The following is a 21,490-nucleotide window of genomic DNA, read 5'->3' as shown; positions in this document are numbered from 1 at the left end:
GGCTACAGGGGGGCCAGGGAATCCGGGGCAAACAAAAACGCCCTGGGAAGGTGGAACCTTCCCAGGGCTTGGGGGACGCGGGGGCGGGGTATCAGAAGTCCCAGCGGGTGGTGACCATGACGTTGCGTGGCTCACCGTAGATGGCCGAGTTATAGAAGCCGACGTTGGTGTAGTAGTACTTGTCGAAGATGTTGTTGACGTTGAGCGTCGCCGACAGGTTCTTGGTGATCTGGTAGCGGGTCATCAGGTCCACCACCCAGTAGGATTCCTGGGTGATGTCTTCATTCACGCCCTTGGGGCTGTTCCAGATTTGCTGCCAGGCCTTGTTCTGCCAGCGGGCACCGCCGCCGATGGTCATCTTGTCCAGGTCGCCAGTGAGCTTGTAGGTGGTGTAGAGGCTGAGCTGATCTTCGGGCTCGAAGGTCGAGAGCTTCACATCGTTGTCGTCGCGCACCACCTTGTGGGTGTAGCCGCCCTGCACCTGCCAGCCCGGAGCCAGTTCGCCGGACACTTCCAGTTCGTAGCCCTTGGTGGTCGCCTTGCTGCCCTTGTACGCGTAGTTGGGCGGCGTCGGGGTCTGGTTGTTGTAGGCATCGTCCGGTACCGAACGGTTGGTTTCCTTGACTTCGAAGTAGGCCAGGCTGGCGTTCAGGCGACCGTCGAAGAATTCGCTCTTGATGCCGATTTCGTAGTTCTTGCCTTCATCCGGCTCGATCAACTTGTTGTCGCGGTCGCGGTTGTAGTTCTCCTGGGGCATGAACACGTCGGTGTAGCTGGCGTAGACCGAGAAGTTATCGTTCAGGTCGTAGATTGCCCCGGCGTAGGGAATGAAGCGCCCGGATTCGGTGTAGGTCGGGGTCAAGCCGGTCAGGCTGTAGTTGACCACGCGCCCGCCCAGCAGGACTTTCAGGTCGTCGGTCACGTTCAGGCGGGTGGTCATGTAGACGCCGGTCTGGCGGATCACGTCGTCGGTGGGCTGCGACACCGGGCCCCAGTCGGGCTTGGGCAGGTTGCCGTGCCAGTTGTTGTAATCCACACGGTTGGGGACCGAGAAGGTTTCGTCCCAGTAACCCTTGCCTTTCCAGTGGGCCTTGCTGATCGAACCGCCGAGCACCAGGTCGTGGTCGCGGCCCAGCAGGCTGAACGGGCCGCTGACATAGAGGTCGGCCGAGTCGCTGGTGGTGTCGCCCTTGTAGCGCTGGGCGTTGATTTCGGCGCTGCCGTCGGGCAGCGGCTGGTCGAACTGGATGGAGCCCATCTGGGCGTCGTAACCGTTGTACTTGTGGTCCAGTTGCAGCTTGGTCACCCAGCCGTCGCCCAGGTCGTGTTCCAGGGTGGCGAAGACCGTGCGGGTGTACTGCTGCCAGCTGCTCCAGTCGGTGGCGTTGCTGAACGAGCGCTTGGCGCTGTTGTGTTCGCCCTTGGAGTTGATCAGCGGGAAGCTGCCGGACCAGGTGGAACCCTTGGGGTCGTTGTCCTGATAGTCGGCGCCCACGGTCAGCAGGGTGTCGGGTGACAGGTCGAACTCGAGGATGCCGTAGAACACCGAGTTTTTGGTCGAGTAGCGGTCGATGAACGAGTTCTTGTCCTGGTAGGCGGCCACGGCCCGGCCGCGGACGTTGCCGGTTTCGGTCAACGGGCCGCTGACATCCAGTTCGCTGCGGTAGTTGTCCCAGGAGCCCGCACCCAGGGTGGCGTGGCCCTGGAAGTCGGCGGTGGGCTTCTTGCGCACCAGGTTGATGGTGCCGCCCAGGGAACCGGCGCCGCTGAGCAGGCCGGATGCGCCCTTGAGCACTTCGATGCGGTCGTAGATCGCCATGTCGCTCAGGGTGTTGCCCGCCGAATAGGCGACGTTGCGCACGGCGGAGGGAATGCCGTCGTACTGGAAGTTGTTGATCGAGAAACCGCGGGAATAGTAGTTGGTCCGGTCGGTGTCGAACGCCGACACGGTGATGCCCGGGGTATGACGCATGACGGCGTCGACGCTGTTGAGGGCAAAGTCATCCATGTGCTGGCGGGTGACCACGCTGATCGACTGCGGGGTTTCGCGCAGGGTCAGCGGCAGGCGGGTGGCGGTGGCGATGGTGCCCGGGGTGTAGGAGCCGGTGCCTTCGGTCACGTTGCCCAACTGGTTGGCGGTCACTTGCGTCGGGCTCAGCTCGAGGCCCTCGGCGCCGGCACTGGTGGCGCTGAGGGTCAGCGAGTTGCCCTGCAGGCTGTAGCGGATGCCGCTGCCGGTCAGCAGGATGCCGATGGCCCGTTGCGCGTCCATCTTGCCCTTCACCGCGGTGCTCTGCTTGCCTTGTACGTCCTGCGGGCTATAGAGCACCTGCAGGTTGCTCTGCCGCCCGAACTCCTGCAGGGCACTGCCTAGCGATTGCACGGGAATGTCCAGCTCGATCTCTTGGGCCTGTACATAGCCGGCTACCGGCAGCGACACCGCAAGGGCCAGTGCGCTGGGGAGAAGCTTGATGTTCAGGGCCTTTCGCATGGATAGCGCTTTACTCAGGGGACTGAGACCGAGTACTGCTGGCATGGATGCGTTCTCTTCTATGTATAGGTTGGCAGGTGCTGGTATTTATTGCGGTTAATTCTCATTAACGATAGTGAGACGTTCCTTCATGAACAAACCGGAAAAAAAGATTCAGGCCGGTTGCATTTCGCGCACCACCTTGCCTGCGCGCAGACGGACCAGTTGGTCGGCGATATCGAAGTAGCGATCGTCGTGACTGATGACGATGATGGTCTTGCCCAGGCGCTTGAGGTCCGGCAGCAGCTCGGTGTAGAAGATCCGCCGGAAGGCCGGGTCCTGGTCCGCCGCCCATTCGTCGAACACCAGCACCGGGCGCCCTTCGAGCCAGGCGTTGACCAGGGCCAGGCGCTTGCGCTGGCCGGTGGAGAGGTCGGTGGTGGTAAAGGCGCCGTCCTTGATGCTGACCTTGTGCGCGATTTCCAGGCGGTCCAGGTATTGGGTGGCGCTGTCCAGTGACTGCTGGCCGCCGCCCTGGACCAGGTCGTCGAACAGGTAGTAGTCGGCGAACACGGTGGTGAACAGCTGGCGGTAGTCGTCCCGGGCCGGGTCGGTCACGGCCTCGCCGTTCAGGCGTATTTCCCCGGCCTGGGGTTGGTACAGCCCCAGCAGCAGTTTGATCAGGGTGGTCTTGCCGCAGCCGTTCTCGCCGACGATGAAGACGATATCGCCTTGCTTGATGTCCAGGTCGATCGGCCCCAGGTGGAACGGCTCGCTGCCTTCCACCGGTGGCGGGTTGTAGCTCACGCCACGCAGTTCGAGGCTGTGCACCACGGGTTTCGGCGCCTCGGTAGCGTCCAGCAGCAGATGGGGTTCGGGGGAGGAGAAGCGCGCGGACAGTTCGCTGATGCGGCCAAAGGCGATCTTCGCCTTGCCCACTACCGGCAGGTAGGCCACCAGGTTTTCCAGCGGGCCCTTCATGTACAGCAGCACCAGCACGAAGCCGGTGATCACGGTCGGGTCCGGGTTCGGGTTGTAGGCCTGCATGGCCAGGGCCAGGCCGATGACCACGAAGAACAGCATCGAGCCGAAGGTCTTGGCCAGGATATAGATGTTCACCGAACGCACCTGGATCGAGGCGATGCGATCCGCGGTTTCCTGGATGCGGTGGGTATTCATGCGGTAGCGGCGCGGCCGGTGCATGCGCAGTTCCTTGGCGCCCGAGGCAATGGCGTTGTAGTAGCGCTGCAACTCGTCTTCCTGGTCGCGGGCCAGGTCGAAGCCGCGGATCCCTTTGCCGCCGGCCACGTACTGCACGCTGGTGCCGATGATGATGGCGACCACCATCATCAGGAACATCGGCACCGACAGGTACGCCAGGTAGCCCAGGCAGCCCAGGGTGACGGTGGCGGCGATGGCCAGCGGGGTGAAGGCGAAGGAGAAGTCGCTGATGGTGTCGACGTCGTGGGTCAGCACCGGGATCAGCCGGTGGGAGCGGTAGCGTTCGATCTGGGCGATGGGCGCCGAGAGCACTTTTTCTCCCAGGTCTTTGCGCAGGGCGGCGATGATCCGCTGGCCCACATAGTTGGTGCCGATATCCGAGACGATCGAGCTGGTCAGGGCCAGCAGGCACAGGGCAGCGAAGGTCAGGACCACGCCCTGGGTCATGCCGGTCTGCGAGTGCAGGGCGTTGTTGATGGTGGCCAGCAGCAGGGTGATGGCCAGGCCGCCGACCATGCCCAGGGCAACGGAAATCACGACAGTGGTACGAAAGGGTCTGAGCAGGGCGAGCAATCCGTGGAAGGCTCCGCGCTTGGGGTCGGTCATAAGGGGTTCCCGGCAGTGAATGAAGGGTCGAGGCAGAAAGACCCGTACTCATGACAGACGAACCGTTGGCGGGAGTATTTAGCTTGGCAGCGGGCGCGGATAAATTGCCCGGCGCCTGCTTCGTTCTTGTTCTGGAGGGGCACGCGTAACGACGTCGTGCCTGGCCCATTCAGCGAGAGCGAGCAAATGATGAAAAAGAATCTGGTGTATGTCTGGTCCCTGAGGAACGCGGCGGCCGACAAGGCCGGGCAACCGGTGGCCTACAAGGATCACGAGCGCTACATGAAGTCGGTGCTGGAGTTCCTGGTGGAGTCGCTCAACCAGACGCCCCTGGGCGAGGCTTATAACCTGGTCGGGGTGGTCTACGACGATGACGAGCAGTCGCCACGGGACCAGCAACTGGTGAGCGACTACGGCTTTGCCTATCAGCCCGGCCGGCAGTGGCTGTACCCGGCGGACCTGCGCGTGCAGGGGCGCCTGGTCAACGACCTGCTGCTCAGCGTGCCGTCCACCTATCGTCGCCATCCGCGGGGCTCGGCCGAGCATATCGCCGGCAAGCAGGATTTCGAGCGCCGCCTGCACGACACCCTGGTGGAGCTCAAGGCTGACATCGTGGTGCTCGACGGCCTGCTGGTGATTCTCGACGAGCTGGTGCGCCCGGGCGCGCCTTTCGCGCGGCGGATCATGAACATCCATCCGGGCATCACCCGCCTCGAGTCGCCCTACGAGCGTCGCGGCGCCTATGCCACCTGGAATGCGCTGTACGGTGCCCGTGGGCAGAAGGTGGTGGACTGGACCACGCGGGAAACCGAGCCGGTCGAGCCGCTGTACATGACCGGTGCCTCGTTCCACTACGTGGACAACGGCATCGATTCCGGCGAGGTGTTCCATGACGTGCTCAACACCACCATCGCCCCCGAGGACACTATCCTCGAACTGCGCTGGAACAACTTCAACAACAGCCTGTTCCCGGCCTTGCATGAAGGCCTGGCGCTGTTGGCCAAGCAGGGTTGAACCCTTTGGCGGGCGCCGGAGCTGGCGCCCGCTTTGCGGGCGATCGCAGCCTCGCCCTGGCTCGGCAGCGGCTACAGAGGGGATATCTGTAGCCGCTGCCGCAGGCGGCGATCGGGGCGCAGCCGCGTAAACCTGGCGACGCGGGAGTGGGGTTACAGCTCGCGTACCACTCGGAAGCCGATCCAGTCGCCGCGGGTGCTCGGGTAGATATTGTTGCGATTGCCCGAACGGGAGAACACCGGAGCTTCGCCCCAGTCGTTGCCACGGATCTGCAGCGATTCGCAGCCCGGCTCTACCCAGGCACTGCCATCGGTAGGCGCGCCCACATAGTTGGCGTGTTCGCAGTCGGCGATCCATTCATAGACATTGCCGTGCATGTCGTACATGCCGAAGGCATTGGGCGGGTAGCTGCCCACCGGCGAGCTGAAGCTGTAGCCATCGGCCGGGCCATAGGTGTTGGCGTGCTTGGCGATGCTGTAGCCCTTGCCTTCATCGAACGGAAACGGGAAGGGCCCCTTGGAACCGGCGCGGGCGGCGTATTCGCGCTGGGCCTCGCTGACCATCGAATAGTTGTGCCCGGTCTTTTTCGACAGCCAGGCGACATAGGCCTTCACGTCGGCGAAGTCCATGCACACCGCCGGCTGACGCGGGCCTTGCGGGTAGCGCGGCTTGCTGGCGACGCATTCGCGGCCGGGGCGGGTGTCGCCATTGGCGATGACCACGCCGGTCTGCTTGACGTAGCTGTCCCATTCGCCGGCGGTGATCTGGAAGCGACTCATGGCAAAGGGCTTGGCGAAGGTCACGTCATGCATCGGGCCTTCGTCGGGTTCGCGGCCGACCTCGTCGTCCGGAGTGCCCATGGTGAAGGTGCCAGCGGGCAGCACGACCATTTCCGGGCAGTCCTTGCAGTCCTTGAACACCTGGCCCGGTTGCGGCGTGGCGGCTTGTGCGCCCTGGCACAGCAGGCCGCCGAACAGCGCGAGCAGGGAGGTGGCGCAGAGTTTTTTCAGAGCCAGTGGTGGGGTGGCGGGGTGAGTCGGTTCAGTGGTCATGAGTCATCTCAAGGGTTGGCAAGGGGGGATCTGCTGGACCAGTGGCGCGCGCTCAGAGGGTGCGCGCCAGCAGGTCCATGAAGCGGTCGATCTGCGCTTCGTCGTTGAGCAGCCCGGGCGCGGTGCGGATCACCGGGCCGACGTCGCGGTCCACGGCATCGGCCACCACGCGGTTTTTCATCAGGTAGGCGGCGACCGCGTCGCTGTCCTTGCCCTTGACCCGGAAGAAGGTGAAGCCGGCGGACAGCTCGCTGCTCAGCGGCGTCACCAGTTCGATCTGCGGATGTCGCTGCAGGCGTCGTTTCAGGTAGCTGTTGAGGCTGTGAATACGCGCCTGGACCTCGGCCTTGCCCAGTTCCAGGTGCAGCTTGAAGGCTTCGTCCAGCGCCCAGCGGTGCTCGAAGGCGTGGTAGCCGCCGGGCGACATGGAGGTGGCGAAATTGTTGTCTTCGGAGAAGGTCGGCGTCATCGGGGTGACATCCTTGAGCTCCTCGGAGCGTGCACAGACGATCCCGGTGCCGCGCGGGCCGAACATCCACTTGTGGGTGCCGGCGATAAAGAAGTCGCAATGCATGTCCGGGAAGCTCAGGTCTTCCACGCCGAAACCGTGCACGCCGTCGACCACGTAGAGGATGCGGTCCTGCTCGGCGCGCTCGCGGTTGAGCTCCTCCACCAACTGGCCGATCTGGCCGATCGGCAGTTTCACGCCGCTGCCGGACTGCACCCAGGTCATGCCCAGCACCCGGGTGTTGGGGCGGATGCTGCGCTTGATCGAGCCCAGCACTTCGTCCGCCGACACCGTATGGGCGTTCTCGAACAGCTTGATCTTGCGCACCTGGGTGCCTTGTTTTTTCACTCGAAAGTCCAGGCTGTACTCGGTGGAGTAATGCTCGTGGACGGTGGTGAGGATCTCTTGGTCCGGGTGCACATGGATGCCGCCGTAGATCATCGCCAGGCCTTCGCTGGTGCTGCCGGTCAGGGCGATCTGCCCGGGCTTGGCGTCCAGGTAGCGCCCGGCCCATTTGCGCACCTCGGCTTCGCGCTTCCAGGTTTCCTCCAGGTCCCAGTCCATGGCCAGGCCGGGGTTGCGGTCGATGCTCGCGCGGTGGCGCTCGATGGCGTCGCGCACCGGCTTGGGGTGGGAGGTCACCAGGAAGTTGGAGAAGTGCAGGTAGTCCGGGTCCTGATTGAACAGTTGGCGCAGTTGCAGCCATTTGTCCCCGGACGCTGGGGTGCTGTCGCGGGGCTCGTCGGCCCGGGCCAGGGCGGCGAGGGCGGCATTGCCCAGCGGCAGGCTGGCGGCGAGGACGCCGGCCTGCTTGAGAAAAGTACGACGATCAGTCATGGGTCGGTTTCACTTGACGGCAAAAGAGGTTCAACGGTTGGCTACCGGGCGCGCGGCCTTCTGCACCTGGTCCCAGACTCGCAGGAAGTTGCCGCCCCAGAGCTTGGCGATGTCCGCCTCCGAGTAGCCGCGCGACAGCAGCTCGGCGGTGACGTTGCGGATCTGGCCGACGTTCTCCCAGCCCTTGACCCCGCCGCCTTCGTTGAAGTCCGAGCTGATGCCGACATGGTCGATGCCGATCTTGCGCACGGTGTAGTCGATGGCGTCGCCCAGGTCCTTGAGGGTCGCCTTGGGCTCTTCCTCGAGGATGGCGTAGAGCTCGCCGGCGTACTGGCCGAACTTCTGTTCCGGCCAGGCCGAGATGATCGGGTCGCCCGGCATCAGGGCCATGGCCAGGTTCGGCAGCGGTGGCAGGTCGAAGCGCGCGCGCAGGGCGTTGAGCTTGTCCTGGGTGGCCTGGGTCAGCGGGCGCAGGTACTGCGAGAAGCCGACCACCTGGACCACGCCGCCGCTGTTCTTGATCAGCTGCATTTCCTTGTCGCTGAGGTTGCGCGGGATATCCACCGAGGCCCGTGGCGCCGAGTGCGAGGCCACCATCGGCGTGCGGCTCAATTGCGCCACTTGCTCCAGGGCCTTGGTCGACATCTGCGAGACATCGATGATCACCCCCAGGTCGTTGAGGCGGTGCACCGCCTGCTTGCCGATCTCCGACAGGCCATCGAGGGCGTCCGGCGAGTCGTTGAAGAACGGCAGCGGTCGCGAGGAGTCGGCCCAGGCGTTGTTGCCGATGTAGCTGAAGCCGAACATGCGCATGCCACGGGCGGTCCACAGGTCCAGCAGGTTCAGGTCGTTGCCCAGGGGGTAGGCGTTGAGCATGCTGATGAAGATCGCGAACTTGCCTTCGCCGTGCAGGCGGCGGAAATCGTCCGGGGTGTAGGCGATGCCGACCTGGTTGGGGAAGTCGCGGACCATGCCGGAGATGATCTTGTAGCGCACCTCCTGCTGGTTGCGCGCTTCCTCGACAAAACCCTCGGTGGGGCGGTGCGGCGCGTTGGGGCCATTCCACATTTCCGGCCAGCCGAAAATGGTCAGGGCCGCGCCGGACAGCCGCCCGCGGTTGGCCTTGACCAGGTCGAACTGGCCACCGCCGTCCTTGTCGAACTCGTTGCCGGCGGCGCCGAAGTCCAGCGGCAGGCTGATGTGGCTGTCGAACGACAGGATGCGTTCCTGCAATTCATCGGCCTGCTTGATCACCTTGACCGGGTAGCCGGGGTTGCCACGGAACCAGTAGTCCCAGGCCAGAAAGCCTGCTCCGGCGCCGATGGCCAGGGCCAGCGGCAGACCGATGTAAAGAGCCTTTTTCGAACGTGGTTTTGTCATTGCCATCTCAGTCGGGTTCGCCGTCAAGGTGCAGGCGTGCCGGTACAGGTGCAGCGCCTTTGCTATCTGGGAAGAACGAGTGAGGTCTGTGGAAAATTAGGCCCCGTGGCCGGTCTGCGCGGCGGGCGCGGGCCTTTGTTGGCGCCGCTTAAATTTCCCCCCTCTGCAAACGTCCTAGCTGGGATAAAGCCTGCTTCAGGGCTGACACAGGTAGGGCAATGACGATTTCTCGACGAGGGTTTATCGCAGGCTTGGCGCTCACTGGAGCTGCGGTGCCCGCGGCCATTTATGCGCACCGTGAACTGACGCGTGAGGAGGAGCCGCAAACCCCCGGCGAAGCGACGGTCGATCTGGCGGACACCGCCGGCCAGCAATTGGCGGACAAGCTGCGCGGGGTCTGGACCCTGCGCTTCGAGGGCGCGGACGCCGGCCTGGCGGGCCTGCCGCGCGAGGGGCTGGAACTGTTTCTCGACATTGCCCAGCGCGGGCGCGGCCTGCGCGGCTACCTGGACCGTGCCGAGGCATTGCGCGGCGAGGCCGAGCCGCGTTATCGGGTAGTCGGCGATCTGCTGGCGCCCGATCCGAAGCAGCTTTATTGGCGCCTGGTAAGCGTCGATGCCCGCGACGGCGCGCCTTGTTATGAGTTCAACGTGGTGCTCGACGAGGTCTGGGCCGATTTCGGCAACGCCGGCAGCGGCACCCTCAGCGGGCGTATCCTGCGCCTGGACCGGCCGCTGGCGCTGCCCGAGCAGGACAATCGCTTCGTCGCCACCAAGCAGCTGTTTCCCGAAGCCCGCCAGCGTATCGGCCTGAATCCGACGCTGCTGGCCTGGCTGGTTTCCCCCGAGCACCGGCTGTTTCACCAGCTGTGGCACGCCTCGCGGGACAAGTGGCACACCCTGTCCGAAGAGAAGCGCGACGCCCTGCGCGGCATCGGCTGGCAGCCCGGCCCGCGTGGCCAGGAGCGTGATGCCCGGGGCAAGCGCAAGGACCGCAACGGCTCGGGCATCGATTTCTTTTTCATGCACCGGCACATGCTCGGCACCGCGCGTTCCATGCAGGACCTGCCGTCCTGGCTGAACTTCCCGACCCCGCAGCCGGAGCTGGAGCGCGATCGCCAGGGGTTTGCCCGTTATTTCGACAATCACGACGGCTTCGCCTTGCCGCCGACCTGGCTGGCCAGCGACGACGCCGAGTACACCCAGTGGGTCAGCGACATCAAGACCGCCGAGACCTACCACAGTAACTTCCAGGTCTGGGAATCGCGTTACCGCGACCCGCGCTACTTGTCGACGCTGACCCTGGGGCAGTTCGGTTCCGAGGTGGAGTTGGGCCTGCACGACTGGCTGCACATGCGCTGGGCCTCGGTGCCGCGCGACCCCTCCAACGGCGCGCCGGTGCCGTTCGCCCGCGATCCGGCGGACTTTTCGGCGCGCTGGTACGCCGCGGAAAACGACTTCCTCGGCGATCCGTTTTCTTCCCATGTGAGCCCGGTGTTCTGGCATTTCCACGGCTGGATCGACGACCGCGTGGAGGACTGGTTCCGCGCCCATGAGCGCTTTCACCCGGGAGAAGTCAGCCGCCTTGAAGTCAACGGCGTGCCCTGGTTCGCTCCCGGGCGCTGGGTCGAGATCGACGACCCCTGGCTGGGCCCGGACACCCACGGTTGCAGCACCACCCCCGGCCTGCAGCTGGGGCGCTCGGTGGAGATGGACCCGGAAACCATGAAGCTGGCTTTGCGCATCACCTTCGCCGAGGAAGGCAAGCTGGCCGAGCTGTTTCGCAAAGTGCCCAAGCGGCCCTGGTATGCCCGCCACCTGAAGGTGCGTGAGCGGTTGCTGTAACAATGCTCACGCCCGTGCAGACACCAAGGCCCGGTAGCCGCTGCCGAGCTTGCGAGGCTGCGATCGAGGTGGGCGGCATTCCGACGCAGTCCTCGCAAAGCCTGTGCACGGGATTTGTCTGAAACACCGTGTTGCCTGATTCACGGCCGCTTCGCGCCCGGTCGCAGCCTCGCTGCGCTCGGCAGCGGCTACAGAGGCGGCGCAGCGTCTGCGTGTTCGGGATCAAAGCGCTTTCCAGCCGCCCCCCAAAGCCTTGTACAGGGCGATGCTGGCCTGCAGGCGTGACAGTCGCAGTTGCACGTTCTGGTCCTGGGCGGCGTACAGGGTGCGCTGGGTTTCCAGGACCGTGAGCAGGTCGGCGGCGCCGGCCTGGTAGCGGCTCTGGGCGATGTCGAAGGCGATCTGTGCCTGGCGCAGTTCTTCGCTCTGCCATTGCCGCTGCCGATCGAGGCCGCGGATGCTGGCGAGGGCCTTTTCCACATCGGCGAAGCCATTGACGATCGCCCCGCGATAGCTTTCCAGCAGCTCTTGCTGGCGCGCCCGGGCCCGGTCGCGCTCGGCGCTCAGGCGGCCGGCGTTGAAGATCGGCGCCGCCAAGGCACTGGTGAGGTTATAGAACGGGCTGCGCAGGATATCCGAGGCCGTATCGGCGCCCGAACCGAGGCTGGCGCTCAGGGTGACGCTGGGCAGCATCGCCGCCCGCGCCACCGTGACGTCGGCCTGGGCGGCGGCGAGCCTGGCTTCGGCGCTGGCGATGTCCGGGCGGCGGCTCAACAGGTCGCTGGGCACGCCGGCATCGATGCTGGGCCAGGTCAGCTGGGCGAAGGGTTGCTGGCCGAGATCGAGGTTCTGTACCGGCTGGCCGAGCAGGGCGGCGAGGGTGATCCGCGCGTCCTCGGCCTGTTGCTGCACCAATGGCAACTGGCGCTGCTGGGCGGCCACCAGGCTCTTCTGCTGGGCCAGTTCCAGGGCGGTGGCCGAGCCCGAGTCGTAGCGGGTCTGCACCAGCCTGAGCACGCTTTGCGCATTGGCCAGGTTGAGTTCGGCGATGCGGCTCTGCTCGCGCAGCGACAGCACCTGGGTGTAGCTGTTGGCGACGCCGCCGAGCAGGGTCAGCTCGACGGTGGCCTGGTCGAATTCGCTGGCCCGCAGGCTTTCCACGGCGCTGTCGCGGGCCGCGCGCTTGCCGCCCCAGAAGTCGATTTCATAGCTGGCGCTGAGGCTGGCGTCGAAGTAGTCCACGGCCTTGTTGCTGCTGTCGGCGTCCAGTTGGCTGTAGCCGTTGCCGCGCAGCAGCTTCTGCCGGTTGGCATTGAGCGCGCCCTTGAGTTCCGGTAGCAACGGCGCGCCGGCGACCACCGCCGTGGCCTGCGCCTGGCGCACCCGGGCCGTGGCGGCGGCCAGGTCGTGGCTGCCCAGGCGGGCCTGCTCGATCAGGCGCTCCAGTTCCGGGCTGCCGAAGCGGGTCCACCATTGGCGGTTGTCCTGCTGCGCGGCCGCGGTATGGGGCGAGTGCCAGGCGGGCGGTGCCTGCAGGCCGCTGTCCGGGCGCGGCGCGGGGCCGCTGCAGGCCGCCAGCAACAGGCTGGCGGCGATAAGGCTGAGGGGCGCTTTCATAGGTCGATCATTCACTGGTGAGGGCCGTGACCGGGTCGAGTCGGGCTGCTTTGCGGGCCGGCATGAAGCCGAAGATGACGCCGGTGACCAGGGCGCAGGCGAAGGCGCCCAGGACCGCCACCAGGGAGAAGGCCACCGCCACTTCGCTGAGGATCAGGATGCCGCCGATGATCAGCGCCACGCCGATCCCGGCCAGGCCACCGACCACCGAGAGCATCACCGCCTCGGTGAGGAACTGGCGCAGGATGTCGCGCTGGCGGGCGCCGGTGGCCATGCGGATGCCGATCTCGCGGGTGCGTTCGCGCACGGTCATGAGCATGATGTTCATCACCCCGATACCGCCCACCAGCAGCGAGATCGCGGCGATGGCGCCGAGCATCAGCGACAGGGTGTTCTGGGTCCGGGCCTCGGCCTGGATCATCGCCGCGTTGTTGGTCAGCTCGAAGTCGCGCTTGCCGCCGTGCATGCGCAGCATCAGCTGGTCGATGGCCTGCTCGGCCTCCTTGACCTTGCGCGCATTGCTGGTGGCGATCGCCACGTACTCCGGGTTGTGGCTGCCGAACAGGCGGATGCTCGCGGCGGAGTAGGGGATGGCGATGCGATCGTCGCTGTCCTGGTCGCCGGAGCTGGCGCCTTTTTCCGCCAGCACGCCGACCACCTGGAATGGCACGTTCTCGATCAGGATGTATTGGCCGATGGGATTGGCCACGTCCTTGAGCAACTTGTCGCGGACTTTTTTGCCGATCACCGCCACGGCCGCCGCGCCACGCTCGTCGGCCTCGGTGAAATAGCTACCCTCGACCACCGGCCAGTTGAAGATGGCCGGGAAGTTGGTGTCGTTGCCGCCGACGTAGCTGGTGTGGTCGACATTGCCGAAGCGCACGCCGGCCTCGGCGCCATTGACCGGCATGATGCGCTTGACCTGCGGCAGGGCGGCCAGGGCGGCGACGTCGTCGAGGGTGATGATGCCGGGCGGGGTGCGTGGGTTGGGCATATAGCCACCCAGGTAAATGATGTTCGAGCCAAAGGCGCCCATCTGCGCCATGACCTGGCGCTTGCTGCCTTCGCCCACCGCCAGCATCACCACCACCGAGGCCACGCCTATGACGATCCCCAGCAGGGTCAGGGCGGTGCGGAAACGGTTGATCCACATCACCCGCCAGGCCGCCTGCACGGCGTCCACCAGTTCGCCTTTCCAGGCGCCGTTGTGTTCGCTGCCATCGGCCAGGCGCTGGCGCAGGTCCACCGCCTGCAGGGCGCCGCTGTTGGCGCTGGCCTGGACCTGGGGGTGGTCGTCGGCGGTGTCGCTGATGATCTCGCCGTCGCGGATTTCGATGATGCGCTTGGCCCGGGCCGCGACTTCGCGGTCGTGGGTGATGAGAATCACCACATGGCCCTGGCTGGCCAGTTCGTCGAGCAGCGCCATGACCTCGGCGCCGCTGTGGCTGTCGAGGGCGCCGGTGGGTTCGTCGGCGAGGATGATATGGCCGCCGTTCATCAGCGCGCGGGCGATCGACACCCGCTGCTGCTGGCCGCCGGACAATTGGTGCGGGCGGTTGCCGGTGCGGCAGGCCAGGCCCAGGCGGTCGAGCAGGGCGGCGGCGCGGGCATGGCGCTCGGCCGCCGGGGTGCCGGCATAGATCGCCGGCATCTCGACGTTTTCCTGGGCCGAGCCGGACGCAATCAGGTGGTAGCCCTGGAACACGAAGCCGAAGGCTTCGCGGCGCAGCCAGGCCAGTTCGTCGCTGCCCAGCCGGGCGACGTTTTCCCCGGCGAACAGGTACTCGCCCGAGGTCGGGCGGTCGAGGCAGCCGAGGATGTTCATCAGCGTCGATTTGCCGGAGCCGGAAGCACCGACGATGGCAACGAACTCGCCGGCGTGGATCGAAAGGTCGATGCCACGCAGCACGTCCACCTGCGGCGTGTCGCCGCCGCCATAGGATTTGCGGATGCCCTTGAGGTCGATCAGCGGGGTCTGCATTCAGCCTCCGCTGCTTTGCGCGGGACCGATCAGCAGGTGATCGCCTTCGTCGAGGCCGTCCAGCACCTGGATGCGCAAGCGGTCGCTGATGCCGACCCGCACCTTGCGCTCCTCGATCGAACCGTTTTTCGCCGCCACCCGGGCCAGCTGCACGCCGCTCTCGGCGCTGCCCTGCAGGGCGGCGATCGGTGCGGTGAGAACGTCCTGCGCGCGCTCGGCGACAAAAAACACCTGGGCGGTCATCTCGGCCATCAAGGCGTTGTCGGCGTTATCCACATCCAGCAGCACGGTGTAGAGCACCACCCGGCCGCTGCCGCTCTTGCTCGAACTGTTGGGGCTGCCACTGCCCTGGCTGCTTTCGTTCAGCGGCTTGGGTGGGATCGGCAGGATCTGCCGCACGGTGCTGGTCCAGCGCCGGGCGCCGCCGCTCAAGGTGGTGAAGTAGGCGCTCATGCCCGGTTTGACGTGGCCGATATCGGCTTCGGAAACTTCGGCCCAGACGGTCATCGGCGACAGCCGGGCGATGCGCAGGATCAGCGGTGTCTGCTGCTGGGCGTTGAGGGTCTGGCCTTCGCGGGCGTCCACCGCGACCACGGTGCCGGACATCGGCGCATAGATGCGCGTATAGCCCAGCTCGGCCTGGTCGCTGCGCAGGCTGGCCTGGGCCTGGCGGATCTGCGCCTGGATCATGTCGATCCGCGCCTGGGTGGCCTTGAGTTCGGCGCGGGCGGTCTGCACGTCTTCGTCGCGGGTCGCGCCGCCGGCGGCGAGGTTCTGCTGGCGCTGGTATTTCTGCCGGGCCAGCTCGTTCTGCGCCCGCTGCTCTTGCAACTGGGCCTGCAGGTTCTCGATGGAGAAGCGGCTGGCGTCGAGCTTGGCCTGCTGGGTGGCGGGGTCGATCTCCACCAGCAGCTGGCCTTCCTTGACCGGGTCGCCGGCTTCGACGTGGATCTTGCGGATCTGCCCGGACGCCTGGGCACCGACGTCGACATAACGCCGCGGTTGCAGGGTGCCCAGGGCGGTCACGCTGCTTTCGATGGTGCCGCGGCTGACCTGCACGGTGGCGAGCTGGTCGCGCCCCGGCGGCAGGATCTGCCAGGCGGCGAGGGCGATGATGGGAATCAGACACAGGGTGACAAGCAGGGCGCGTCGGGGATGACGGGGACGTTTCATGCAGGGTTCCGGCCAATGGAAGTCGGCCCGTCGACCGGCCAGGCCCAGGGGCGTGGGCAGGGCCGGAGGCTGTCGATAGCGCGACAGATACGGGGAGCTGTCAGGTAGACGAGAAGCGCCGGGGGGAATTTAAGCCATGACACATGGCGTTACAGGTGAAGGGGTTACAGGTTAGGCGACGAAAATAAATCCGGCGAACCGACGCAGCACTTTAAATCTATATGAGAATTACTATAAATTACGCCACTTCTAAACTGCCATCATCGAATCGCCTGCCCAGGGGCGGGGCGCCGGTTGTACTCAAGGACAAAAGCCGCGTATCGCGGTCGGGAGTCATGTTGGAAAACTACTATCGCGAGCTGGTGTGTTTCCTCAACGCCAAGCTGGGCAACCTGCAGGTGGCCGAAGATGTGGTGCATGACGCTTACGTGCGGGTGCTGGAGCGCTCCAGCGACACGCCGATCGAGCAACCGCGGGCCTTCCTCTATCGCACGGCGCTGAACCTGGTGATCGACGGCCATCGGCGCAACGCCTTGCGCCAGGTCGAGCCGCTGGATGTGCTCGACAATGAAGAGCGCTTCTTCAGCCCCTCGCCGCAAACCAGCATCGACCACGGCCAGCGCCTGGACATGCTGCAACGGGCGCTGGCGGAACTGCCGCCGCTGTGCCGGGAAAGCTTCCTGCTGCGCAAGCTCGAAGGCCTGTCCCACCCCGAGATCGCCGAGCGCCTGGGGATTTCCCGCAGCCTGGTGGAGAAGCACATTGTCAATGCGATGAAACATTGCCGGGTGCGGGTCCGGCAGTGGGACGCCCATTGATCCTTCTTTGTTAAATTTTTTTTCACTGTCCTCGTTCCTACTCAACAGACGACCTGCTGCCTCGCCATGGGCCGATCAGGTCACCGTCGATTTCTCCCCGCGTTGAGGGATTTATCCAGAGGACACTGGAAATGACACAGGCAATTGCATCGACCATCGTTCACGACCTGATCGGTATCGGTTTCGGCCCCTCGAATCTGGCGCTGGCTATCGCGCTGGAAGAACGTGGCCAGATCCAGGGGCCGCTGGACGCACTGTTTCTCGACAAGCAGGCCGACTACCGCTGGCACGGCAACACGCTGGTGGCCCAGAGCGACCTGCAGATTTCCTTCCTCAAGGACCTGGTGACCCTGCGCAATCCGACCAGCCCGTACTCCTTCGTCAACTACCTCAAGCACCACGGCCGCCTGGTGGACTTCATCAACCTGGGCACCTTCTATCCGTGCCGCATGGAGTTCAACGACTACCTGCGCTGGGTCGCCGGGCACTTCCAGGAGCAGAGCCGCTACGGTGAAGAAGTGCTGGCCATCGAGCCGGTGCTGCACAACCAGCAGGTCGAGGCGCTGCGGGTGATTTCCCGCGACAGCCAGGGCCAGGAATTCGTCCGTACCAGCCGTTCGGTGGTGGTCAGCCCTGGTGGCACGCCACTGATCCCGGACACCTTCAAGGCGCTCAAGGACGATGGCCGGGTGTTCCACCACGCGCACTACCTGGAGCGCATGGCCAGCCAGCCGTGCACCAGCGGCAAGCCGATGAACGTGGCGATCATCGGTGGTGGGCAGAGCGCGGCGGAGGCTTTCATCGACCTCAACGACAGCTTCCCTTCGGTGCAGGTGGACATGCTGATGCGCGGTTCGGCGCTGAAGCCGGCGGACGACAGCCCGTTCGTCAACGAAGTGTTCTCGCCGGCCTTCACCGACCTGGTGTTCCAGCAGCCGAGCGGCGAGCGCGAGCGTCTGGTCCACGAGTACCAGAACACTAACTATTCGGTGGTGGACGTCGACCTGATCGAGCGTATCTACGGGATTCTCTACCGCCAGAAAGTCTCCGGCATCGCGCGCCATGCCTTCCGCACCCTGACCACCGTGGAGAAAGCCTCCGCCACCGCCCAGGGCGTCGAACTGGTGCTGCGCAACACCTCCACCGGCGAGTTGAGCACCCGCCACTACGACGCAGTGATCCTGGCCACCGGCTACGAACGCCAGACCCACCGCGCGCTGCTGGCGCCGCTGGAAGCCTACCTGGGCGACTTCGAAGTGGACCGCAACTACCGGCTCATCACCGACGGACGCTGCAAGGCCGGCATCTACACCCAGGGCTTCAGCCAGGCCAGCCATGGCCTGAGCGACACCTTGCTGTCGGTGCTGCCAATCCGTGCCGAGGAAATCGCCGCCTCGCTGTACGAGCACGACAAAGGCCGCCACAGCCGTTCGGTGCGCGACCTGCTGCTGGCCACCGCCAGCTGACAGAAGCCGCCGGGCCCGATAGTTCTGTGTTGAACGTTCGGGCCTTATCGCGGGCAAGTCGGATCGCCGCCCGCTCGCTCCTACAGAAGCGCGCAGTCTGTAGGAGCGAGGCTTGCCCGTGATGGACGGCGCAGCCGTCCTCCATTCCTGATCTCTTTACACCCCGCAAATTCCCGCTGTTATCTCCCCGGCCGGGCGCCCGTCGTCGACCCTTCCTGAACCTTCGCTGAAGAACTTTTCGATTCCCCCACCCGGGCCTTTGCCATCGATTTACTCCGCAAAAGCCCCGGCGTAAGCTGCGCGCGTTTTCCATCAAGCGGAGACCCACAGTGGGTACTTGTTCGAGTGACAGTAGTCGGCCGGTTTCGATAACCGGCACCTTCCCGGCAAGATAACGCGCCCGCCTTGTGTGCCGTTGTCTCGCCGTAACAGCGAGCGGCGGCTTCCCGATCGTGGCCTTCAGGGCCAGTTCCCGATGTCCTTCTCATCGACACTGCAACCGTGGGTGATGCCCGGCCTGGCGCCGCATCGCCGCGCTACGGCCGCGCCTGCTTGCGCGCCGGCGAACCCGACCTGGCTGTGAGTCTCCCGGCGCCGACCGTTAGGGGACACACCATGAACCTCACCCTGCTCAAAGAGTTTTTTGCCGGCTTCCTGCGGACCCGGCACTTCGCCCGGCACTTTCGCCGCCTGGCCCTGCTGGAAAGCTTCAGCGACGCCAGCGTCAGCCGCGACCTGCCGTCCAGCCTGGCGCAAACCCTGGTGGCCGCGGCCAACGACGATGCCGCGCAGCTGCTGCAACGCTTCGGCAGTCATACCGATGGCCTGAGCGAAGCCGAGGCCCAGGCCCTGCGCGAATGGCATGGCCTCAACGAGGTCGAGCACGAGCAGCCGCTGCCCTGGTGGACGCACCTGTGGCATTGCTACAAGAACCCCTTCAACCTGCTGCTGACCCTGCTGGCGGTGATCTCCTGGCTGACCGAAGACATGAAGGCGGCCACGGTGATCTTGTCCATGGTGGTGCTCTCCACGCTGCTGCGTTTCTGGCAGGAGGCCAAGTCGAATAAAGCCGCCGACGCCCTCAAGGCGATGGTCAGCAACACCGCCACCGTGCTGCGGCGCAACGTGGGCGACGCCGCGCCGTCGGTGTTCGCCAGGCTGCATGGCGCGGCGGTGGCGTACCAGGGCCTGCAACGCCTGGAACTGCCGATCCGGCAACTGGTGCCGGGCGACCTGATCCAGCTTTCGGCCGGCGACATGATCCCCGCCGATTGCCGGGTGCTCAGCGCCAAGGACCTGTTCGTCAGCCAGGCGGCGATGACCGGCGAATCGATGCCGGTGGAGAAATTCCCGCGCCAGCAGGACGCCGCCACCCTCAACCCGCTGGAGCTGGACAACATCCTGTTCATGGGCACCAACGTGGTGTCCGGCGCGGCCACCGCGCTGGTCCTGACCACCGGCAACGCCACCTATTTCGGCGCCCTGGCCCAGCGGGTCGGGACCACCGACCGGGCGCCGACTTCGTTCCAGAACGGGGTGAACAAGGTCAGCTGGCTGCTGATCCGCTTCATGTTCGTCATGGCGCCGCTGGTGCTGTTCATCAACGGCTTCACCAAGGGCGACTGGATGGAGGCGCTGCTGTTCGCGCTGTCTATCGCCGTGGGCCTGACCCCGGAAATGTTGCCGATGATCGTCACCTCGACCCTGGCCAAGGGCGCGGTGTTCCTGTCGCGCAAGAAGGTCATCGTCAAGCGCCTGGACGCGATCCAGAACTTCGGCGCCATGGACGTGCTGTGCACCGACAAGACCGGCACCCTGACCCAGGACAAGATCTTCCTCGCCCGGCATGTGGATGTCTGGGGCGAAGAGTCCGAGGACGTGCTGGAAATGGCCTACCTGAACAGCTACTACCAGACCGGCCTGAAGAACCTGCTGGACGTGGCGGTGCTGGAGCATGTCGAGGTGCAGCGCGAGCTGAGGGTGGGCACGGCGTTCCAGAAGGTCGACGAGATTCCCTTCGACTTCAACCGGCGGCGCATGTCGGTGGTGGTGGCCGAGAAGGAGCGTGCGCACCTGCTGATCTGCAAGGGCGCGGTGGAGGAGGTGCTGGCGGTGTGCACCCGGGTGCGCCATGGCGCCGCCGAGGAAATGCTCAGCGACGAGCTGCTGGCGCGGATTCGCCGGGTCACCGCCGAGTTCAACGGCGAGGGCCTGCGGGTGGTGGCCGTGGCTGCCCGGCCGATGCCGCGGGATCGCGACAGCTACAGCCTGGCGGACGAGCAGGGGCTGACCCTGATCGGCTACGTGGCATTCCTCGACCCGCCCAAGGAAAGCACCGCCCCGGCGCTCCAGGCCCTGGCCGCCCATGGCGTGGCGGTGAAGGTGCTGACCGGCGACAACGAACTGGTGACGGCGAAGATCTGCCGCGAAGTCGGCCTGGAACAACAGGGCCTGCTGCTGGGCAACGACATCGAGCGCATGAGCGATGCGCAACTGGCCAAGGCCGTGGAAACCACCAATGTCTTCGCCCGGCTCACGCCCTCGCACAAGGAGCGCATCGTCCGCCTGCTCAAGGGCAATGGCCATGTGGTCGGTTTCATGGGCGACGGCATCAACGACGCGCCGGCATTGCGCACCGCGGACATCGGCATTTCGGTGGACAGCGCCGTGGACATCGCCAAGGAGGCGGCGGACATCATCCTCCTGGAGAAAAGCCTGATGGTGCTGGAGGAGGGCGTGCTGGAAGGGCGGCGGACCTTCGCCAACATGCTCAAGTACATCAAGATGACCGCCAGCTCGAACTTCGGCAACGTGTTCTCGGTGCTGGTGGCCAGCGCCTTCATTCCGTTCCTGCCGATGCTGCCGATGCACCTGCTGGTGCAGAACCTGCTGTACGACATTTCCCAGATCGCCATCCCGTTCGACAACGTCGACGAGGAAATGCTGGCCCGGCCCCAGCGCTGGCAGCCGGCGGACGTCGGGCGCTTCATGCTGTTTTTCGGGCCGATCAGTTCGATCTTCGACATCGGCACCTTCGCCCTGATGTGGTATGTGTTCGATGCCAACACCCCGGACCACCAGACGCTGTTCCAGTCCGGCTGGTTCGTGGTCGGGCTGCTGACCCAGACCCTGATCGTGCACATGATCCGCACGCCGAAGATCCCCTTCCTGCAAAGCCGCGCGGCCATGCCGCTGCTGGTGATGACGGGGGTGATCATGGCCATCGGCATCTTCTTGCCCATGGGCCCGCTGGCGCACTACTTCAAGCTGCAGGCGCTGCCTTCGCTGTACTTCGTGTTCCTGCCGGTGATCCTGCTGGCGTACATGGCGCTGACCCAGGCGGTGAAGGGCTTTTATATCCGCCGGTTCGGCTGGCAATAAGCTGCGGCGTGCGGCCAACGCTGTACAGAATTCCTGTGGCCGCTGCCACAGGCTGTGCCAGGACTGCAGGTCCTCCGGCGTTGGCACGATCGCCACGGCCCTGCGGGCCGATCGCAGCCTGC

Annotated in this window: 13 protein-coding genes; 5 read left to right on the top strand and 8 right to left on the bottom strand. The window is 65.3% G+C overall.

Annotated features, from left to right (window positions below; translation table 11 throughout):
- Nucleotides 1–91: 91 nt before the first annotated feature.
- Together H0I86_RS20830 and H0I86_RS20825 are read right to left on the bottom strand one after the other, a co-directional pair.
- A complete protein-coding gene (locus tag H0I86_RS20830) occupies nucleotides 92–2,491 on the bottom strand; it encodes a TonB-dependent siderophore receptor (protein ID WP_373369368.1) in 2,400 nt (799 codons plus the stop codon).
- A gap of 153 nt (nucleotides 2,492–2,644) precedes the next feature.
- Nucleotides 2,645–4,297: a cyclic peptide export ABC transporter gene (locus H0I86_RS20825; RefSeq protein ID WP_180921990.1), complete on the bottom strand. Its 1,653-nt coding sequence runs from the start codon at nucleotides 4,295–4,297 to the stop codon at nucleotides 2,645–2,647.
- Between the two features lie 186 nt (nucleotides 4,298–4,483).
- Here H0I86_RS20825 and H0I86_RS20820 point away from each other — a divergent pair, with 186 nt between their 5' ends.
- On the top strand, nucleotides 4,484–5,311 hold the full coding sequence (locus H0I86_RS20820; protein WP_180921988.1) for a formyl transferase: 828 nt from the start codon (nucleotides 4,484–4,486) through the stop codon (nucleotides 5,309–5,311).
- Between the two features lie 152 nt (nucleotides 5,312–5,463).
- Here H0I86_RS20820 and pvdO read toward each other — a convergent pair whose 3' ends face one another.
- The 3 genes from pvdO to pvdM are packed head-to-tail and all read right to left on the bottom strand — an operon-like array spanning nucleotide 5,464 to nucleotide 9,088.
- Nucleotides 5,464–6,363: a dihydropyoverdine dehydrogenase gene (gene pvdO, locus H0I86_RS20815; RefSeq protein ID WP_180921986.1), complete on the bottom strand. Its 900-nt coding sequence runs from the start codon at nucleotides 6,361–6,363 to the stop codon at nucleotides 5,464–5,466.
- A gap of 52 nt (nucleotides 6,364–6,415) precedes the next feature.
- Nucleotides 6,416–7,708, bottom strand: a complete 1,293-nt coding sequence (pvdN, locus tag H0I86_RS20810) for a pyoverdine-tailoring periplasmic protein PvdN (RefSeq protein WP_180921984.1) — start codon at nucleotides 7,706–7,708, stop codon at nucleotides 6,416–6,418.
- 30 nt (nucleotides 7,709–7,738) lie between these two features.
- Nucleotides 7,739–9,088: a pyoverdine-tailoring dipeptidase-like protein PvdM gene (pvdM, locus tag H0I86_RS20805; RefSeq protein WP_180921982.1), complete on the bottom strand. Its 1,350-nt coding sequence runs from the start codon at nucleotides 9,086–9,088 to the stop codon at nucleotides 7,739–7,741.
- Between the two features lie 218 nt (nucleotides 9,089–9,306).
- Between pvdM and pvdP the strand changes: the two genes are divergently transcribed.
- Nucleotides 9,307–10,932: a pyoverdine maturation tyrosinase PvdP gene (gene pvdP, locus H0I86_RS20800; protein WP_180921976.1), complete on the top strand. Its 1,626-nt coding sequence runs from the start codon at nucleotides 9,307–9,309 to the stop codon at nucleotides 10,930–10,932.
- A gap of 222 nt (nucleotides 10,933–11,154) precedes the next feature.
- On the opposite strand, the gene H0I86_RS20795 is transcribed toward pvdP, so the two are convergent.
- The 3 genes from H0I86_RS20795 to H0I86_RS20785 are packed head-to-tail and all read right to left on the bottom strand — an operon-like array spanning nucleotide 11,155 to nucleotide 15,703.
- Nucleotides 11,155–12,549, bottom strand: coding sequence for an efflux transporter outer membrane subunit (locus tag H0I86_RS20795; protein WP_180921974.1), 1,395 nt, complete (start codon nucleotides 12,547–12,549; stop codon nucleotides 11,155–11,157).
- Nucleotides 12,550–12,556: 7 nt separating this feature from the next.
- Nucleotides 12,557–14,530: a MacB family efflux pump subunit gene (locus H0I86_RS20790; protein ID WP_180921972.1), complete on the bottom strand. Its 1,974-nt coding sequence runs from the start codon at nucleotides 14,528–14,530 to the stop codon at nucleotides 12,557–12,559.
- The gene (locus H0I86_RS20785; protein WP_180921970.1) at nucleotides 14,531–15,703 is read right to left on the bottom strand and encodes an efflux RND transporter periplasmic adaptor subunit; all 1,173 of its coding nucleotides are present in this window, start codon (nucleotides 15,701–15,703) and stop codon (nucleotides 14,531–14,533) included. It lies immediately after the preceding gene.
- 335 nt (nucleotides 15,704–16,038) lie between these two features.
- Between H0I86_RS20785 and H0I86_RS20780 the strand changes: the two genes are divergently transcribed.
- From H0I86_RS20780 to mgtA, 3 genes are all read left to right on the top strand, one after another.
- Nucleotides 16,039–16,521, top strand: coding sequence for a sigma-70 family RNA polymerase sigma factor (locus H0I86_RS20780; protein ID WP_180921968.1), 483 nt, complete (start codon nucleotides 16,039–16,041; stop codon nucleotides 16,519–16,521).
- A gap of 131 nt (nucleotides 16,522–16,652) precedes the next feature.
- The gene (locus tag H0I86_RS20775; protein ID WP_180921966.1) at nucleotides 16,653–17,987 is read left to right on the top strand and encodes a lysine N(6)-hydroxylase/L-ornithine N(5)-oxygenase family protein; all 1,335 of its coding nucleotides are present in this window, start codon (nucleotides 16,653–16,655) and stop codon (nucleotides 17,985–17,987) included.
- A 615-nt stretch (nucleotides 17,988–18,602) separates the two neighbouring features.
- Entirely contained in the window at nucleotides 18,603–21,368 is a 2,766-nt protein-coding gene (gene mgtA, locus H0I86_RS20770) for a magnesium-translocating P-type ATPase (protein ID WP_180921965.1), read from the top strand.
- The last annotated feature ends 122 nt before the right edge of the window (nucleotides 21,369–21,490 follow it).

It is taken from the genome of Pseudomonas chlororaphis subsp. aurantiaca (assembly GCF_013466605.1).
Lineage (GTDB): Bacteria > Pseudomonadota > Gammaproteobacteria > Pseudomonadales > Pseudomonadaceae > Aquipseudomonas > Aquipseudomonas chlororaphis_I.
This window is presented reverse-complemented; position numbering and strand designations above follow the sequence as displayed.

Coding starts and splice junctions, on each gene's coding strand:
- H0I86_RS20830 (WP_373369368.1), bottom strand. CDS start 2,491: ATGCGAAAGGCCCTGAACATCAAGCTTCTCCCCAGCGCACTGGCCCTT.
- H0I86_RS20825 (WP_180921990.1), bottom strand. CDS start 4,297: ATGACCGACCCCAAGCGCGGAGCCTTCCACGGATTGCTCGCCCTGCTC.
- H0I86_RS20820 (WP_180921988.1), top strand. CDS start 4,484: ATGATGAAAAAGAATCTGGTGTATGTCTGGTCCCTGAGGAACGCGGCG.
- pvdO (WP_180921986.1), bottom strand. CDS start 6,363: ATGACCACTGAACCGACTCACCCCGCCACCCCACCACTGGCTCTGAAA.
- pvdN (WP_180921984.1), bottom strand. CDS start 7,708: ATGACTGATCGTCGTACTTTTCTCAAGCAGGCCGGCGTCCTCGCCGCC.
- pvdM (WP_180921982.1), bottom strand. CDS start 9,088: ATGACAAAACCACGTTCGAAAAAGGCTCTTTACATCGGTCTGCCGCTG.
- pvdP (WP_180921976.1), top strand. CDS start 9,307: ATGACGATTTCTCGACGAGGGTTTATCGCAGGCTTGGCGCTCACTGGA.
- H0I86_RS20795 (WP_180921974.1), bottom strand. CDS start 12,549: ATGAAAGCGCCCCTCAGCCTTATCGCCGCCAGCCTGTTGCTGGCGGCC.
- H0I86_RS20790 (WP_180921972.1), bottom strand. CDS start 14,530: ATGCAGACCCCGCTGATCGACCTCAAGGGCATCCGCAAATCCTATGGC.
- H0I86_RS20785 (WP_180921970.1), bottom strand. CDS start 15,703: ATGAAACGTCCCCGTCATCCCCGACGCGCCCTGCTTGTCACCCTGTGT.
- H0I86_RS20780 (WP_180921968.1), top strand. CDS start 16,039: ATGTTGGAAAACTACTATCGCGAGCTGGTGTGTTTCCTCAACGCCAAG.
- H0I86_RS20775 (WP_180921966.1), top strand. CDS start 16,653: ATGACACAGGCAATTGCATCGACCATCGTTCACGACCTGATCGGTATC.
- mgtA (WP_180921965.1), top strand. CDS start 18,603: ATGAACCTCACCCTGCTCAAAGAGTTTTTTGCCGGCTTCCTGCGGACC.